General features: G+C 74.6%; 8 protein-coding genes. 1 reads left to right on the forward strand and 7 read right to left on the reverse strand.

Features of this window, described 5'->3' with window-relative positions; all coding sequences use genetic code 11:
* Positions 1-37 precede the first annotated feature (37 nt).
* From ACZ4FH_RS20090 to ACZ4FH_RS20110, 5 genes are all read right to left on the reverse strand, one after another.
* Complete coding sequence (locus ACZ4FH_RS20090; protein ID WP_467306277.1) at positions 38-3883, reverse strand: carboxypeptidase regulatory-like domain-containing protein; 3846 nt, start codon at positions 3881-3883, stop codon at positions 38-40.
* Between the two features lie 406 nt (positions 3884-4289).
* Positions 4290-7349, reverse strand: coding sequence for an ATP-binding protein (locus ACZ4FH_RS20095; protein ID WP_467306278.1), 3060 nt, complete (start codon positions 7347-7349; stop codon positions 4290-4292).
* Between the two features lie 130 nt (positions 7350-7479).
* Positions 7480-8901, reverse strand: coding sequence for an MFS transporter (locus ACZ4FH_RS20100; protein WP_467306280.1), 1422 nt, complete (start codon positions 8899-8901; stop codon positions 7480-7482).
* A 131-nt stretch (positions 8902-9032) separates the two neighbouring features.
* Positions 9033-10229, reverse strand: a complete 1197-nt coding sequence (locus ACZ4FH_RS20105; protein ID WP_467306555.1) for a lipid-transfer protein — start codon at positions 10227-10229, stop codon at positions 9033-9035.
* Between the two features lie 11 nt (positions 10230-10240).
* A complete protein-coding gene (locus ACZ4FH_RS20110) occupies positions 10241-12436 on the reverse strand; it encodes an acyl-CoA dehydrogenase (protein WP_467306281.1) in 2196 nt (731 codons plus the stop codon).
* 271 nt (positions 12437-12707) lie between these two features.
* Here ACZ4FH_RS20110 and ACZ4FH_RS20115 point away from each other — a divergent pair, with 271 nt between their 5' ends.
* Positions 12708-14519, forward strand: coding sequence for an MFS transporter (locus tag ACZ4FH_RS20115; RefSeq protein WP_467306283.1), 1812 nt, complete (start codon positions 12708-12710; stop codon positions 14517-14519).
* Here ACZ4FH_RS20115 and pepE read toward each other — a convergent pair.
* Together pepE and ACZ4FH_RS20125 are read right to left on the reverse strand one after the other, a co-directional pair.
* Entirely contained in the window at positions 14482-15210 is a 729-nt protein-coding gene (gene pepE, locus ACZ4FH_RS20120; RefSeq protein WP_467306285.1) for a dipeptidase PepE, read from the reverse strand. The genes ACZ4FH_RS20115 and pepE overlap by 38 nt on opposite strands.
* 53 nt (positions 15211-15263) lie before the next feature.
* Complete coding sequence (locus ACZ4FH_RS20125) at positions 15264-16091, reverse strand: IclR family transcriptional regulator (protein ID WP_467306286.1); 828 nt, start codon at positions 16089-16091, stop codon at positions 15264-15266.
* Positions 16092-16111 lie beyond the last annotated feature (20 nt).

The following is a 16111-nucleotide window of genomic DNA, read 5'->3' on the forward strand; positions in this document are numbered from 1 at the left end:
GACGGTTCGCGTCCGCGCGGGCCCCTGGGACGAGCGGTCAGTGGTGGCGGCGTTCGGCCGCCTTCAGGGTGACCGCCACGGCCTGCCCGGTGTAGGGCGAGTCCGTGCCGAGGGTGAGATCGGCGGTGTACGTGCCGGCGGCGGGGACCGCGCCGGCGTCGGCGGTGACGGGCACGGTGGCCGACTGTCCGGGCCTCAGCGTGAGGTGCGTGCGCTTCGCGGAGAGCCAGGAGACGTCGTCGTCGCCGCACTGGTCGTAGCCCGGCAGGTAGGAGGCGCGGACGCCTCCGACGAGGTACGAACGGACGGACTGGCCGCCGCCGATCTCGTAGAGGCCGCAGCCGACACCGCCCTGGTAGACGGGGTACGGGGAGTCCGGCAGCGAGGACCAGGCCCCGGTAACCGGGTCGTACTCGTAGACGGCGTCGGAGGCGAAGGGCGTGTCGTCGCTGTAGCCGCCGACGACCTGCATCCGGCCGTTCGCCCCGGTCCCGGCGGCACCGGCCATGCCGTCCGGCATATCGGCGATGCGACGCCAGGAGTCGGTCGACGGGCGGTAGGCGTACGCCGCCGGCGTCAGGCTCTGGTCGCGGGTGCGGTCCTGGCCTCCGGCGCAGATCACCTCACCGGCCACGCCCGCGCACACCGTGCTGGTGAGCGCCGTCGGGTGGTCGGCGACCCTGGTCCAGCGGTCGGCCGACGGCGTGTACCGGTAGACGGCCCTGGTGGGCTTGGTGCAGTCGTCCACGCATCCGGAGACGACGTACAGCTTCCCGTCGAGGACAGCCGTGCCCGCCACCTTGACGGCCTGCGGAAGGGCGGCCGCGCGGGTCCAGGTGTCCGTCGCGGGGTGGTAGGCGTACACGGTGGTACGGGAGGCGGCGTCGTCGCTCTGGCCGCCGGCCACGTACAGCGTGCCGTTCACGAAGGCGGAGGAGGCCGCGGCGACCGGCTCGGGCAGGTCGGCGATGCGCCGCCACGCGCCGGCGGCCGGCTCGTAGACGTAGCCGTGCGTCGTCAGCGTCGCGCCGATGGCGTGGTTGAAGCCGCCCACCGAGTAGACCTTGCCGGCGTAGGTGCTGACGGCGTTCATCATGATGGGCTCGGGGTAGTCCGGCAGGCGGGACCAGGCGGCGCCGTCCGCGGACTTCGCCGGCTTGGCCGTGGTGCTCTGCTCGCCGAGGTCCACCGTGACCGGCGCCCTGCCGGTGTTGGTGAGGGTGACGGTCTTCGTCCGCTTGCGGCCGAGGGCGGCGTCGAAGGAGAGCGAGGGCTTCGCGACCACGTGCCCGGCCTCCAGGCGGAGGTCGGCCCGGGTGATCCGGCCCGGGGCGGCCTTCACCGTGTGGGTGCCGGTGGCGTAGCGCGGGGCCGAGACCGTGAGGGTGTGCTTGCCGGTGCCGGGGGCGAAGAGCCAGTAACGGCCGCCCTTGTCGGCGGTGTTGCCCTCGGTCGCCGCGCTGTGTCCGGCGGTGTACGGGGCGGCCGGGTCGGTGATGGTGGCGCCGTTGACGGGCTTCCGGGTGTTGCCGTCGGTGACGGTGCCGGTGAGCAGGGCGCCGGTGAGCGCGCTGCATCCGCCGAGCCGGACGCCGTCGGTCTGCCAGACGCCGAGTTGGCCGGCGGTGCTGGTGAAGTGGAAGCGGATGCGGACCTTGGACCTGCCCTCGGCCTGCGGGAGCTTCACGGTCTCGTGGCCCGCGTGCATCTCCAGCGGGTCGTTGACGGCGGTCCACACGGTGTTCCAGGTGGTGCCGCCGTCGGTGGAGAGGTCGACGGTTCCGGACGCGGCGCCCTCGGCACCGGCGAACATCGAGTCGAAGTCGAGCTGTGCCTCGTGACCGCGCAGGTCGACGACCGGTGAGGTGAGGACGGTGTCCTCGGCCGCGAGGTCGTGGGCGAGGTTGTTGGCGGTGGCGAAGTTGCCGCTGCCGCCGGTCATGTTGTCGAGGCCCATCGGGGCGTCGAACTGCCAGCCCGGGGCGGCGCCGCTGACGGTCCAGCCGTTCTTCGGGCCGGTCCAGCCGTCGAAGTCGGCCGCGGCGGCGTTGCCGTAGCCGGGGGCGACGCAGGCCGTCCGGTCCGGCACCGAGGTGACGTTCCGGGTCACGTCGGAGCCGCCGACCTCGACGGTGAGATCGGTGGTGTGGTAGCCGGGGCTGAGCGGGGTGGCGTGCAGCTGGTACGTGGCGCCGCGCGGGAGGTCGACGGAGTAGGCGCCGGTCTCCGGGTCGGTGTACACGGCGCCGCCGGGGTAGCCGTCGACGGTGATCCGGCTCGCGAGCGGCCAGCCCTGCTCGGCGCCGTCCTTGACGGTGCCGCTGACCTTGGTGGTGGCGGTCTTGGTGAGGCTCAGATCGACGGTGGTGCTGGTGCCCTTGCCGACCTCGGTGGCCGTCCCGGTGGCGTCGGCGTAGCCGAACAGGGAGGCGGTGATCCGGTAGGTGCCGGTGCGGGCGGCCAGGGTGTAGCGGCCGTCGGCGCCGGTCGTCGTACGGAAGCTGCGGCCGCTCGTCTCGTCGGCGGCGCGGACCACGGCTCCGGCCAGCGGGGCGCCGTCGGCCCCGCCGGTGATCCGGCCGGTGAGGGTGCCGCCGTCGCCGAAGGTCAGGGCGGACACGCCGTTGGGGGTGCCGAGTCCGGTCGGGCCGTCGTAGCCGGGACCGGCGGTGCAGGTGATGTCGCCGCAGGTGTCGTTGGCGCCCTGGGTGACGTCGTTGAGACCGCTGTCGCCGGTGTAGGCGTACGGGTAGGTCACCGGGTAGGTCTGCGGTGCGGGGTCGCCGGCCAGCGCGTACATGGCCGCGACGAGCGGGGCGGAGAGGCTGGTGCCGCCGACCTGGAGCCAGCCGTCGTTGCCGACGGTGTCGTAGACGCCGAGTCCGGAGGCCGGGTCCGCGTCGGCGGAGATGTCGGACGTGGACCGGGTGTCGCAGCCGGTCTCGACGCCCTCCTGGTAGGCGGGGGTGGCCTCGTAGCGCGAGCAGCCGGAGCCGGCGCTGGCCCAGGCCGTCTCGGTCCAGCCGCGCTCGGTGCCGGGCGCGGCGCTCAGCCGGGTGCCGCCGACGGAGACCACGTTCGGGTTGGTGGACGGCCAGCTCTGCACATGGCCGGTGTCGCCCGAGGAGACGGTGATGACGACGCCCGGGTGGTCGTAGTAGTGGTCGTAGAGCGTCTGGTCGGCTCCCTCGCCGTCGACGCCGTAGGAGTTCGATATGAACTTGGCGCCGAGCCGGACGGCCGTCTCGACGGCCGTGCCGAGGCTTTCGAGGGAGTTGTCGTCGCCCTGCACCAGCAGGATCCTGCAGTTGGGGCAGGCCGCCGACACGGCGTCCAGGTCGAGCGAGGTCTCGGTGGCCCAGCCCGCGTCGTCGGCCGGGTAGTCGGTGCCGCCGCGCTGGTCGACCTTGCGGAAGCAGCCGTTGGCCGTGGTGCAGGCGGGCAGTCCGTGGTGGGCGCGGAAGACCGCCAGGTCCTCCTCGGCGCGGGAGTTGCCGAAGGCGTCGACGATGGCGACGGTCCGGCCCTCACCGCCGTCGGGCAGCTTGTAGGCGGCCTGGATCTCCTTCGGGCCCAGCGAGGTGGCCGGCGGGCCGGAGGCCGCGGACCTGGCCCGGATGTTCTGGTCCGTGCGGGTGTTCACCAGCGAGAGGCAGCGGGCGTACCCGGTCTTCTGCGCCGGGCTGTTGCAGTCGGTGGGGGTGTACGGCCGGACGGTGGGGTCGGCGGGCGCCGTCGCGCCGGTGGACGGGCCGTCCGTCGCCGCGAGGGCCGCGGGCGACGCCGACAGCAGGCCGACGGCGAAAGCGGCCGCGGCGGCGTAGGTGAGGGCCGCGCGTATGCGCCGTCCGCGGGGCGGGCGGTGATCGGGTCTCGGACTCACGGGGAGCCTTTCGGGGAAGGGCCGGATGGGCCGGTCTTCAGAGGGGTTCGTAGCCGTCCGCGTCCGGCCGCGGGGGCGCGGTGGGACGCGGTGCCCCGTCCGGGACGGGTTCGCCGGACGGGGGGATCGGGGGGTCGGCCGGGGGCTCGTGGGTCGGCTCGGGAGCCTGGCTGCTCATGGGAAGGGGGTGCTCTCGTACGGTCGCGCGGTCGCGGGACGGGCGGGTGACTCCCGCAGTCTCGGGCGGGGGCGGGCCCGGTTGCGATTGGGCGGATGCCTCAAAGAACGTGGGGCGGGGACGAATTGAGACCCCAGAAGCGCGCCTGTCCGAGGGATCGAGCGCTGCGGGCGCGGCGCGGGAAACCACCCGCCCGCAGCGCGTCGCGGCCCGGCGCCGGGCGTGCCGCTACTCGGCCGGGGCCCGCTCCGTCGTCGCCACGCTCACCGCGAGGGCGGTGCGGGTCGTCACACCGTGCTTGCGCATCGCCGACTTGAGCTGGGCGGCGACGGTCTTGGGCGAACGGGAGAGCGCGGCGGCGATCTCCCGGTTGGTCAGCCCGTCGAGGAGCAGCCGGACGACCTCGGTCTCGCGGGGCGAGAGGCGGTCGCCGTAGCCGCGCCGGCCGCCGCGCCAGACGACGCGGGCGGCCTCGCCGTGCTCGCGCAGGGCCGCCGCGACCCGGTCGGCGTCGCCGCGCGCGCCGAGCGCGTCCAGCCCGCGCCGCACCTCGTGGAGGCGTGCGAGGCCCGCGTCGGGCGGACCGGCCGCGATCCGGTGGACGGCCTCGCGTTCGGCGGCGAGCAGGGCCTCGTACGGGCGGGGCAGGGCGCGCCAGGCATCGGCGGCGGCCGCCCAGGCGTCGGCGGCCCGGTCCGCGGGGCCGTCGGCCCCGGTGACGAGGGCCCGGCAGACGAGCGCGGCGGCGGCCGCGGCGGGGATGGCGCGGCCGGCCGTGCCCCGGGCGAACGCGTCGGTGAGCCGCCCGGCCTCCTCGGTCCGGCCGGCCGCGAGGAGCGCCTCGACGCGGGCGGGCAGGAGTTCGGCGCCGAGCACCCACAGGCCCTTGGCGGTCAGGGTGCCGGTGACCTGCTCGGTGGCGGCCAGGGCCCGGCCGGCGTCGCCGTCGGCGAGACGGAGGCGGCCGAGGGCCCCGGCGGGTTCGGCCTGGAGCAGCAGGTCGCCGCCGCGCAGGCCCTCGTCGAGCGCGGCGGCGAGCCGTTCCTCCGCGGTCCGGCGGTCGCCCGCCGCGAGGTCGTGCAGGCCGAGCAGGAGCTGCTTCTCGGCGAGGAAGCGCGGATCGTCCTCGGACTCGGCGAGGGCCCGGACCCGCTCGGGGTAGTTCTCCCAGTGGCCGCAGAACCAGTCCAGATGGACGACGTTGGCCGCGATCATCATGTGCTGGCCCTGGATGCCGTGGCGGTCGGCCTGGTCGAGGGCGCGGTCGAGGAGCCGGCGGGCCTTGGCGTGGCGGCCCCAGTACATGGCGCCGGCACCGGAGTTGAGCAGGCCGCGGTTGAGGTGGAGGATGTCGCCGGGCGCCACCTCGCTCTCGTCGCGGAGGAAGCCGTCGACGGGCTGCCAGCCGGTCTCCTCGCCGAGTTGCAGCAGGGCGTTGGACCAGCTGACCCGGTAGAACAGCCGTCGTTCCCGGGGGACTTCGCGCTCCATCAGCTCCGCGGCGCGGTCGAGCCAGCGCAGATGGGCGGCGACGGGCAGTGGGGAGTCGGTGGGCACGCCGAGCAGGATCATGGCCCGCGCGGCTTCCAGGGGGTCGTCGGCGAGGCCGCGGATGGCCTGTTCGAACTGGTCCTGGGAGGGGCGCAGTTCCCCGGCGGCGTGGATGATCCGGCCGAGCTGCATATGGACGTCGGCGCGCTCCCTCGGGGAGAGGCCGTCGTCGGTGAGGCAGTCGCGCAGGGTGCGCAGCATCTCGTCCCGGTTGCGGAATCCGCCGTAGGTGTGCAGCGGGACCTTGCGGACCAGCCGGACGATGTCGCGGGCGGGCAGGCCGGGGATGGTCAGCAGATCGTGGACGAAGGCGACGGCGGTGCGCTGGTCGCCGGCGGCGAGGGCCAGGTCGGCGGCCCGTTCGCCGTGGCGGAGCCAGGGGGCGAGGTCTCCGGCGCCCCGGAAGTGGTGGGCGAGGCGGGCCGGCGAGGGGCGGGCGCCCTCCTCCAGGGCGCGGCCGGCGCGGGCGTGCAGCCGGGCGCGGTCGCGGGCGGTGAGTCCGTCGTGGACGGCCTGGGCGGACAGGGCGTGCCGGAAGGCGAGCCGCCCGTACGCGCCCTCGGTGAGCAGTCCGCCCCGGACGGCGGCGTCGGCGGCGGGGCGGGCCCGGTCCGCGGTCAGTCCGGCCACCGCGAACAGCACGTCCTCGGGGGCGGGTTCGCCGAGGACGGCGGCGGCCTCCAGGACGGTGCGGGCGTCCGGGTCGAGCCGGGCGACGCGTTCGGCGACGGCGTCGCGGATGGTCGGCGGGACGGCGATGTCCGCGAGGGCGTGGCGGACCCACTCGTCCTCCCGGCGCACCAGGTCCGCGCGGTCGCGCAGCAGATGGACGGACTCCTCCAGGGCGAGAGGGATTCCGTCGGTGCGGGCGTGCAGGAAGGTGGAGAAGGCGTCGGAGACATGGTCGTCGTCGAGCATCGACGAGACGAGTCCGGCGGTGTCCGCGACGCCGAGCGGGCGCAGCGCGAGGCGTACGTGGCGTCCACCGGCCGCCGGGCGGGAGGTCAGCCGGGGCAGCAGGGATCCGGGCGGCAGGTCCTCGGGGCGGTAGGTGAGGACCAGGCTGACGGTGCGGGTGGGGCGGGTGGTGAGGAAGAGGAGGAAGTCGAGCGTCGCGTCGTCGGCCCAGTGGACGTCCTCGACGACCAGTACGCGTATCGCCAGCCGGTCCAGGAGTTCGGCCAGGGCGCGCAGCAGCCGGTGGCGTGCGGCGCCCGGGTCCGGCAGGGGTTCGGGCACCGGCTGGAGGTCGTCGGCCCATTCCGGGAGCAGCGGGCGCAGGACACCGGCGAGCGGCGAGAGACCGAGCCCGGCGGGCCCTTCGGGCCGGGCGTCCCGGACCGCGTCGATGACCGGCCCGAAGGTGAGCGCGTCCCGGAACGGCGGACAGACGGCGGTCAGCGTGCCGTCGGAGTCGCCGAGGCCGTCAGGGCCGCCAGGGCCGCCGTCGCCCGTCTCCGCTGCCCGGCGCTCGCCGCACAGCCGCAGCGCCTCCCGCACCAGTCGGCTCTTGCCGATCCCGGCCTCGCCCTCGACCACGACGAGCGCCGCGGGGCCGCCGGGGGCCAGGGCGTCGACGAGATCGCGGAGTTCGGCGTCGCGGCCGGTGAAGCGGGGCGGCCGGGGCCGCGGCCGGTGATCGGGAACGGCCTCGGGGCGGGGGGCCGCGGTGCCCGGAGGGGGTCCCTGAGGGGCGTGAACGACCTGGTGTGCCGCCGTGTTCCGCTCGCCGTGCATCCGCCGTGCCACTCCCCTCGCCGTCCCCGCGCGGCCATCCTCGCCTGCCGGGGGCCCACTTCACCAGGGGGTCACCCGATCTTCGGAAGTGATCCTTCCGCGAGGCCGGGGAGGTGGCACGGCTGTGCCGTCAGGACTTCGCCGCCGCCCGTCGCGGCAGCCAGAACGCCATCAGCAGCAGTCCGCCGACCAGGACGCAGCCGGCCGTGCGGAAGGCGATCGCGTAGCCGGCGGTGAGGCCGGCCGGGGTGGTGGAGCCGGCGGTGCGGGCGGCGGCGACGGTGGAGAGGACGGCGAGGCCGAGGGCGCCGCCCATGGTGCGGGAGGTGTTGACGAGGCCGGAGACCAGGCCCGCCTCGCCGGGGGCGGCGCCGGAGGTGGCGAGGGCGGCGAGCGGGGTGGCCGCCAGGCCCGTACCGGCCATCATGAGGATGCCGGGCAGGCAGATGGAGGTGAGGTAGGAGCCGTCGGCGGTCATCGTGGACTGCCAGCCGAAGCCCGCCGCGGCGACGGCCGTGCCGATCAGGGCGAGGTTCTTCGCGCCGGTGAACGCCATGAGCCGGGGCGCGATCTTGGAGAAGACGACGATGGCCACCGAGGTCGGCATCAGGGCGAGTCCGGCGTCGAGCGCAGAGTACCCGAGGACGTTCTGCGCGTACACCGTCATGAAGTACCACATGGAGAAGGTGGCGGAGCCGATGATGAGCATCGCGGTGTTCGCCGAGGCCACGGCGCGGGCGCCCAGGACCCGCAGGGGCATCAGCGGGCGGGCGGTGCGGGCCTCGACGAGGACGAACAGGGCGAGCAGGGCGGCCCCGCCGAGCAGCGGCAGCAGGGTGGCCGGCGCGGTCCAGCCGGATTCCTCGGTCTGGACGATGCCGTAGGCGACCAGGGCCAGGCCCGCCGTGACGAGCACCGCGCCGAGCAGGTCGACGCGGCTGCGCTCCGCGGCCCGGCCCTCGGCGAGGACGAGGGCGGCGCCGATCAGCACGAGGACCCCGATGGGCACGTTGATGAGCAGGACCCACCGCCAGGAGAGGGTGTCGGTGAGCACCCCGCCGATGAGTCCGCCGGCCGCGCCGCCGCCCGCGCCGACGGCCATCCAGGTGCCGATGGCACGGGCGCGGGCGGGGCCCTCGGGGACGGCGGCGGTGAGCAGGGTCAGGGTGGCCGGGGCGAGGACGGCGGCGCCGAGCCCCTGTCCGGCGCGTGCGGCCAGGAGCTGCCAGCCCTCCTGGGCGAGTCCGCCGGCGAGCGAGGCGGCGGTGAACAGGCCGAGGCCGACGAGGAACATCCGCTTGCGGCCGTAGAGGTCGGCGGCACGTCCGCCGAGGAGCATGAAGCCGGCGAAGGCGATCGAGTAGGCGTTGAGCACCCATTGCAGACCGGCGGCGCTGAGCCCCAGGTCGGTGCGCATGGACGGCAGGGCGACATTGACGACGGACACGTCGAGGACGACGAGGAACTGTCCGGTGCAGGCGGCGAGGACGACCGCCCAGGTGCGGGCGCGGGTCCGGGTGGTACGGCGTGTGGGCGTCGAGACGTCAACCATGGCGTCATACTCGCAGCCGCCCCGTACCCCGTACATCGGTTTCCGGACCGTGGCGTCCTCGGTCCCGGGGCCTACGACCGGGGTCCCGGCCCCGGGCGCGGGCCCCGTTCCACGGGCCCGGGGCGCGGGCGTCAGCGGCGCAGCAGGGTCACCACGGCGGCGCCGCCGAGTCCGATGTTGTGGGCGAGGGCGGTGCGCGCGCCCGGGACCTGGCGGGCGCCGGCCTCGCCGCGGAGCTGCCAGGTGAGTTCGGCGGCCTGGGCGATCCCGGTGGCGCCGAGCGGGTGCCCCTTGGAGATCAGCCCGCCGGACGGGTTGACCACCCAGCGGCCGCCGTGGGTGGTGGCACCGGACTCGACGAGGGCCCCGGACTCGCCCTCGCCGCACAGGCCCAGCGCCTCGTAGGTGAGGAGTTCGTTGATGGAGAAGCAGTCGTGGAGTTCGATGACGTCCAGGTCGTCGGCCGAGATCCCGGCGGCCTCGTACACCCGGCGGGCGGCCTCCCGCGACACGGGGAGTCCGACCGCGTCGATGCAGGTGCCGGAGGCGAAGGTGTCCTCGGTGTCGGTGGTCATGGCCTGGGCGGCGATCTCCACGGCCCGCTCCCCGAGGCCGCGCTCCTCGACGAAGCGTTCGGAGACGACGACGGCGGCCGCCGCCCCGTCGGAGGTCGGGGAGCACTGGAGCCGGGTGAGGGGGCGGTGGACGGGTTTGGCGGCCAGGACCTCCTCGACCGTGTACGGGTCCTGGAACTGGGCGTACGGGTTGCCGGCGGAGTGGCGGTGGTTCTTGGCGGCGACGGCGGCGAGCTGGGCCTCGGTGGTGCCGTATTTCGCCATGTGCTCGCGGGCCGCGTTGCCGAAGATCTGCGCGGTGGGCGGGGTCATCTCGAAGCCGTGGGCGGCGGCCATGATCCCGTAGTGCCGGGCCACCGGCGAGGTCTTGAAGTCGGCCGCCCCGCCGTCGGCCCCGCCGCCGCCGAGCGAGCCGCGCGCCATCTTCTCGAAGCCGGTGGCCAGGACGCAGTCGGCGGCGCCGCCCTGGACGAACTGGCGGGCCGTCATCAGCGCGGTGGAGCCGGTGGCGCAGTTGTTGTTGACGTTGTAGACGGGGATGCCGGTGAGGCCGAGCGTGTAGACGGCCCGCTGTCCGGCGGTGGAGGGCTGGAAGCAGTAGCCGACGACGGCCTGCTCGATGTCCCGGTACGTGAGGGAGGCGTCGGCGAGCGCGGCGGTGCCGGCCTCCTCGACCATGTCCCAGTACTGCCAGTCGCGGGTCTCGGGCTTCTCGAACCTCGTCATCCCGACGCCGACGATGTAGGCCTTCATCATGTGTCCTCTCAGTCCCTCGGCAGGCCGAGGATGCGTTCGGCGACGACGTTGAGCTGCACCTGGGTGGTGCCGCCGGCGATGGTCAGGCAGCGGGACATCAGGAAGCCGTGCACCGCCCGCTCCCCCGGCCCCTCGTTCACCGCCCCGTCCGGGCCGAGGAGTTCGAGGGCGAGTTCGGCGACCTTCTGCTGGTGGACGGTCTGGACGAGTTTGCGTACGGAGGCGCCCGCGCCCGGTTCCAGGCCGGAGACCTGCTGGAGGGTGGTGCGCAGGGTGATGCAGGCCAGGGCGTGCGCCTCGGCGGCGAGGGCGCCGATCCGGGTGCGGCAGGCGGCGTCGAGGCCGTCGGCGCGGGCGATCAGCGCCTCCAGGCCGGTGTCGAAGGCCATCTGGTCGGCCATGTGGACGCGTTCGTTGCCCAGGGTGTGGCGGGCGACCTTCCAGCCGCCGCCCGCCTCGCCGACGAGGGCGTCCGGGGGCAGCAGGACGTCGTCGAAGTACACCTCGTTGAAGAGGGAGTCGCCGGTGATCTCCTTGAGGGGGCGGATGTCGATGCCCTCGGTGTGCTTCATGTCGACGACGAAGTAGCCGAGGCCCTGGTGCTTGGGGGCGTCCGGATCGGTCCGGGCCAGCAGGATGCCGTGGTCGGCGCCTCGGGCGGAGCTCGTCCACACCTTCTGGCCGTTGATCCGCCAGCCCTCGGGGGTGCGTTCGGCCTTCGTGCGCAGCGAGGCGAGGTCGGATCCCGCGCCGGGTTCGGAGAAGAGCTGGCACCACTGGAGGTCGCCGCGCAGGGTCGGCAGGAGGTAGCGCTCCTGCTGGGCGGCGGTTCCGTGGGCGATGAGGGAGGGCACGACCCAGGTGGCGATGGAGAGGTCGCTGAGCCGGACGCCCTGGTCGCGCAGTTCCCGCTGGACGACGAGCTGGTGGACGGGGCCGGCGTCCAGTCCGTAGGGGGCGGGCAGATGCGGGGCGGCGTAGCCGGTGGGGGCGAGGGCGCGGCGGGCGGCCCTCGGGTCGAGGCCGCGGACGGCGGCGACGGCCTCGCGGGCGGCGGCGCGGTGGGCGTCGGCCTCCGCGGGCAGTTCCAGGACGAGTTCGCGGCGGGCGCCGCCCGCGGCCAGCCGGACGGCCCGCTGCCGGTGGGCATCGCCGGGGCCGAGCAGCTGGCGGGCGACCAGGGCGCGGCGCAGATACAGATGGGCGTCGTGCTCCCAGGTGAAGCCGATGCCGCCGAGGATCTGGATGGTGTCCTTGGCGCAGCCGTACGCGGCGTCCAGGGCGGTCGCGGCGGCGAGCGCGGTACCGAGCCCCCGGGGGCCGTGGTCCCCCGGGGTCGCGGAGGACTCCCCGGCGGCCGCGCGGGCGGCGTCCCAGGTGAGGGCGCGGGCCTGTTCGAGGCGTACGAGCATGTCGGCGCAGAGGTGTTTGACGGCCTGGAACCGGCCGATGGGGCGGCCGAACTGTTCGCGGACCTTGGCGTGTGCGGTGGCCGTGTCCAGGCAGCGGGAGGCGGTGCCGCAGGCCTCGGCGGCGAACAGGACGGCGGCGAGGTCGCGGACGAGGTCCGGATCGGCGTCGAGCAGCCGGTGCGCGGGGACGGTGACGCCGTCGGCGCGGACCTCGGCGGTGGGCCGGGTCGGGTCGGCGCCCCGGTGCGGGCGCACGTGCAGTCCGGGGCTGTCGGTGTCGACGGCGAACCAGCGGACGCCGGTCGTCGTGGCCGCCGGGAGGATCAGCAGGCCGGCCTCGGCGCCGGAGAGGACCGGGGGGAGCACGCCGTCCAGGCGGTAGCCGTCCGGCTGTTCCGAGGCTTCGAGGGTGACGGGTCCGAGGGCGACGGCTCCGGTGCGGGTGCCGGACGCCAGCTCGCGGACCGGGTCCCCGGCGCCGCAGGCGTGGAGGACGGCGGAGGCGAGGGCGTTCGCCAGGAAGGGGCCGGGAAGGGCGGCGCGTCCGGCCTCTTCCAGGACGACGGCGAGATCGAGGAGGTCGCCGCCGCTTCCGCCCGCGTCCTCGGGGAGGTGGATGCCGAGGAGGCCCTGTTCGGCGAGCGCGTCCCAGTGGGCGGGGCGTGCGCCGGGGGCGGCGGGGGCGTCCGCGTCGAGGAGTTTGCGGATCTCGGCGGGCGGGACGGCGCGTGTCAGCCATCCCCGCACGGAGTGTGCGAGTGCCCGGTGTTCTTCGGTGATTCCGATGCCCATGCGGATCCTCGCCGGTCGCAGCCACTGGAACGGCGCAAGAGTAGAACACGTTCCAATCTGACGGAAGGTCAGATGACACCCCAATCACGTCCGTACCGGAAGGGCGGTCCCGCGATGTGTCCGGTTCCGGTCCCGTTCACCGGAATACCGGGGACGTACGGAAGGTTTCACCGTGCACGCACTTGGTGGCCGAGGGGGGTCCGCCGCCGTGACCGGGCTGCCGTGCCCTCCCCTCCACCACTCCTCCGTACGCTGCCGGGAGGCCGCACGCATGCCACAGACGACGCACGATCAGCCCGCCGCGGAGCTTCCTGATCCGCGGCCCTCGGGGACGGGCCGGGGGATCGTCCCCGTTCTCGCCTTCGCGGGCATCACCGTCGCGGTGATGCAGACCCTGCTCGTCCCCGTCATCAAGGATCTGCCCGCTCTTCTGCACACCGATCCGGCCAACGCCACCTGGGTGATGACCGCGACCCTGCTCGCCGGGGCCGTCGCCACCCCGATCATGGGACGGCTCGGAGACCTCTACGGCAAGCGGCGGATGCTGCTCGCCAGTCTCGCCGTGATGGTCGTCGGCTCGCTGATATGCGCGTTCACCGACAACCTCGTGATCATGATCACCGGCCGCGCGCTCCAGGGCTTCGCCATGGGCGCCATCCCGCTGGGCATCGGCATCATGCGCGACGAGCTGCCCCGCGAGAAGCTCGGTTCGGCGATGGCCCTGATGAGTTCGTCGATCGGCGTGGGCGGCGGACTCGCGCTGCCCGCCGCCGCGCTGGTCGCCCAGCACACCGACTGGCACGCCCTGTTCCTCGGCTCGGCCGGCCTCGGGGTGCTGGCCATGGCCCTGACCGTGGCGGCCGTGCCGGAGACCTCGCTCCGCGCCCCCGGCCGCTTCGACCTCGTCGGCGCGCTCGGCCTCTCGCTCGGCCTGGTCCTCCTGCTGCTGCCCGTCACCAAGGGGAGCGACTGGGGCTGGACCTCCGCCACCACGCTCGGACTGCTCGCCGCCTCGGTCGCGGTGCTGGTCCTGTGGGGGGTGTTCGAACTGCGCAGCCCCACCCCGCTCGTGGACCTGCGGACCACCGCCCGCCGCGAGGTGCTGCTCACCAACCTGGCCTCGATCATGGTCGGCGTCGCCTTCTACGCCGTCTCGCTCGTGCTGCCGCAACTGCTCCAGCTGCCCACCTCCACCGGGTACGGCCTCGGCCAGTCGATGGTCGTGGCCGGGCTCTGCGTGGCCCCGCTGGGCCTGACGATGATGTTCGTCGCCCCGCTGTACGCCCGGATCTCGGCCCGCCGGGGCCCCAAGGTCTCGCTGATGCTCGGCCTGCTGGTCATCGCCGCCGGGTACGGGGCGGGGCTCGGGCTGATGAGCGCCGCCTGGCAGACCGTGGTGATCGCGGTCCTGCTCGGCGCCGGGATCGGCCTCGCGTACTCCTCGCTGCCCGCCCTGATCATCGGAGCGGTCGACGCCTCGGAGACCGGCGCGGCCAACGGGCTGAACACGCTGATGCGGTCGATCGGCACCTCGGTCTCCAGCGCCGTGATCGGCATGGTCCTGGCGCACACCTCGGTGCGAATGGGCCCGGTGACCGTGCCCACCATGGAGGGGTTCCGGACCTCGTTCATGATCGCGACGGGTGCGGTGGTGGTGGGTCTGGTGCTGGCCTCGTTCCTGCCCTCGCAGCGCCCGTCCACCGCGCCGGTCCTGCTGGCGAGCAGCGCGGCCGACGCCGCCGCCCGGGAGGCCGGCGAGCCGCTGCCCGCCGTGCCGCACCCGTTCGACGGCCCGCCCGCCTTCCGCGGCCGGGTCCGGGAGGCGGACGGCACCCCGGTCGCCGGGGCCAACGTGACCCTGATCGACCGGCACGGCCGGCAGGCCGGGCTCACCACCACGGACGCGGAGGGCCGCTACGCGCTGGCCGCCCCGGGCAGCGGCAGCTTCGTGCTGGCCGGTTCGGCCGCCGGCTACGCCCCCCGGGCCCGGCCCGCCGCGTATCCGGCGGACGGCGGCCCGGCCGAGACCGATCTGGTGCTGACGCTCAGCGCACCGGAGCGTCGAACCGCGGCACGGTCGTGAGGAGTTGAGAGACGTCCGTCCCGGACGGCAGTTCGCGCGGCTCGGCGCCGCGGGCGAGCAGCCGGGCGGGGCGGGCGCCCAGGACGCGGGCCCGGCCGCCCTCCACGCGCAGCCAGCCGCCCTCGCGCAGCCCGAGCACGGGCACGTCGTTCTCCTCCAGGAACTCGGTCAGCCGCTCCTCGCGGGTCTCGCCCTTGTGGGTGCTGGCCGGGTCCGGGTCGAGGTAGTGCGGGTTGATCTGGAACGGGACGAGGCCGAGCGTCTCGAAGGAGGGCGGGCACACGATCGGCATGTCGTTGGTGGTGCGCAGGGTGGGCGCCGCCATGTTCGTCCCGGCGCTGGCGCCCATGTACGGCAGTCCGCCGCGCACCGCGTCGGTGACGGCCTCGCGCAGTCCGGTGCGGTACAGCGCGCTCAGCAGCCGGAAGGAGTTGCCGCCGCCGATGAACACCGCGTCGCAGGCGGCGAGTCCGTCGACCGGGTCGGCGCCCTCGTGGACGCCGCGCACGCTGATCCCGGCCGGTTCCAGGGCCGCGCGGACGCGTGCGGTGTACCCGTCGTGGTCGGCGAGCGCGTACGGCACGAAGGCGAGCCGGCCGCCGGAGGGCAGGAAGGCGGTCACGGTGTCCAGGGCGTGTTCCAGATAACCGCGGCCGTACTGGGTGGAGTTGGAGAGCAGCAGCAGATTCATGGGGTCCTCGTCGGTTCGCGCGGGCGGGCGGTGCGGTCGGTACGGGGGCGGAGTCAGGCCGTACGGGGGCGGCGGGGGCGGGACTTGGGGCGCTGCGGCGGATGGGTCAGGCGCCGCTCCAGGAGTTCGGCGGCCTGCCGCAGGGCGTCCAGCCGGTTCTCCGGCGCCCCCTGGAACCGTTCCCTGTCGCCGCCCAGGCTGAGGCTTCCGTAGGGCTCGCGGCCCAGGAAGACCGGCACGGCGACGGTCGCGACGCCGGTGTCGTACTCGCCGACGGTCCAGGCGTACCCCTGGGCGCGGATCCTCAGGAACTCCTGCTCCAGCAGGTCCGGGTCGGTGACGGTCCGGTCGGTGAAGCGGGCCATCGGGCGGCCCCGGAAGAGCCGGTGGCGCTGCTCGTCGGGCAGATAGGCGTAGAAGGACTTGCTGGTCGCCCCGGCGTGCGCCGGATAGAGCTCGCCGACCAGGGGGTAGTAGCGCAGCGGCCCGGTCTCGCCCTCCTCCGCCGCGACGCACCGCATGTGGAAGCTGTCCGGGAGGCAGAACAGCACGGTGTCGCCGGTCACCCGGCGCAGCTCCTCCAGGACCGGTCCGGCCAGCAGCTCCAGCGATCCCGAGCGCTCCCAGAGCCGGCCCAGGCGGAGCACGGCGGGGCCGATGCGGTAGCGGCGGGTGACCGGGTCGGAGACCAGGAAGCCGCGTCCGGCGAGGGTGGCGAGCAGCCGCTGGGCCACCGAGGTGTCCCAGCCGAACTCCTCGGCGACCTCGGTGACGCCCCAGTCGGGCCGGGAGCGCTCGAACGCGAGCAGGACGAGGAGCGCCCGGTCGACGGTCTGGAGGGCGCCGGGGGGCGTCCGCCGGTCCAGATCAAAGTCCGCCATGTCATCTCACCATTCAGACC

The sequence above is a fragment of the Streptomyces sp. NPDC024555 genome (assembly GCF_055559335.1).

Excerpts from the sequence above, each read along its gene's own strand:
- ACZ4FH_RS20110 (WP_467306281.1), bottom strand. The coding sequence starts at position 12,436 with ATGGGCATCGGAATCACCGAAGAACACCGGGCACTCGCACACTCCGTG.
- ACZ4FH_RS20115 (WP_467306283.1), top strand. The coding sequence starts at position 12,708 with ATGCCACAGACGACGCACGATCAGCCCGCCGCGGAGCTTCCTGATCCG.
- ACZ4FH_RS20105 (WP_467306555.1), bottom strand. The coding sequence starts at position 10,229 with ATGAAGGCCTACATCGTCGGCGTCGGGATGACGAGGTTCGAGAAGCCC.
- pepE (WP_467306285.1), bottom strand. The coding sequence starts at position 15,210 with ATGAATCTGCTGCTGCTCTCCAACTCCACCCAGTACGGCCGCGGTTAT.
- ACZ4FH_RS20095 (WP_467306278.1), bottom strand. The coding sequence starts at position 7,349 with ATGCACGGCGAGCGGAACACGGCGGCACACCAGGTCGTTCACGCCCCT.
- ACZ4FH_RS20100 (WP_467306280.1), bottom strand. The coding sequence starts at position 8,901 with ATGGTTGACGTCTCGACGCCCACACGCCGTACCACCCGGACCCGCGCC.
- ACZ4FH_RS20125 (WP_467306286.1), bottom strand. The coding sequence starts at position 16,091 with ATGGCGGACTTTGATCTGGACCGGCGGACGCCCCCCGGCGCCCTCCAG.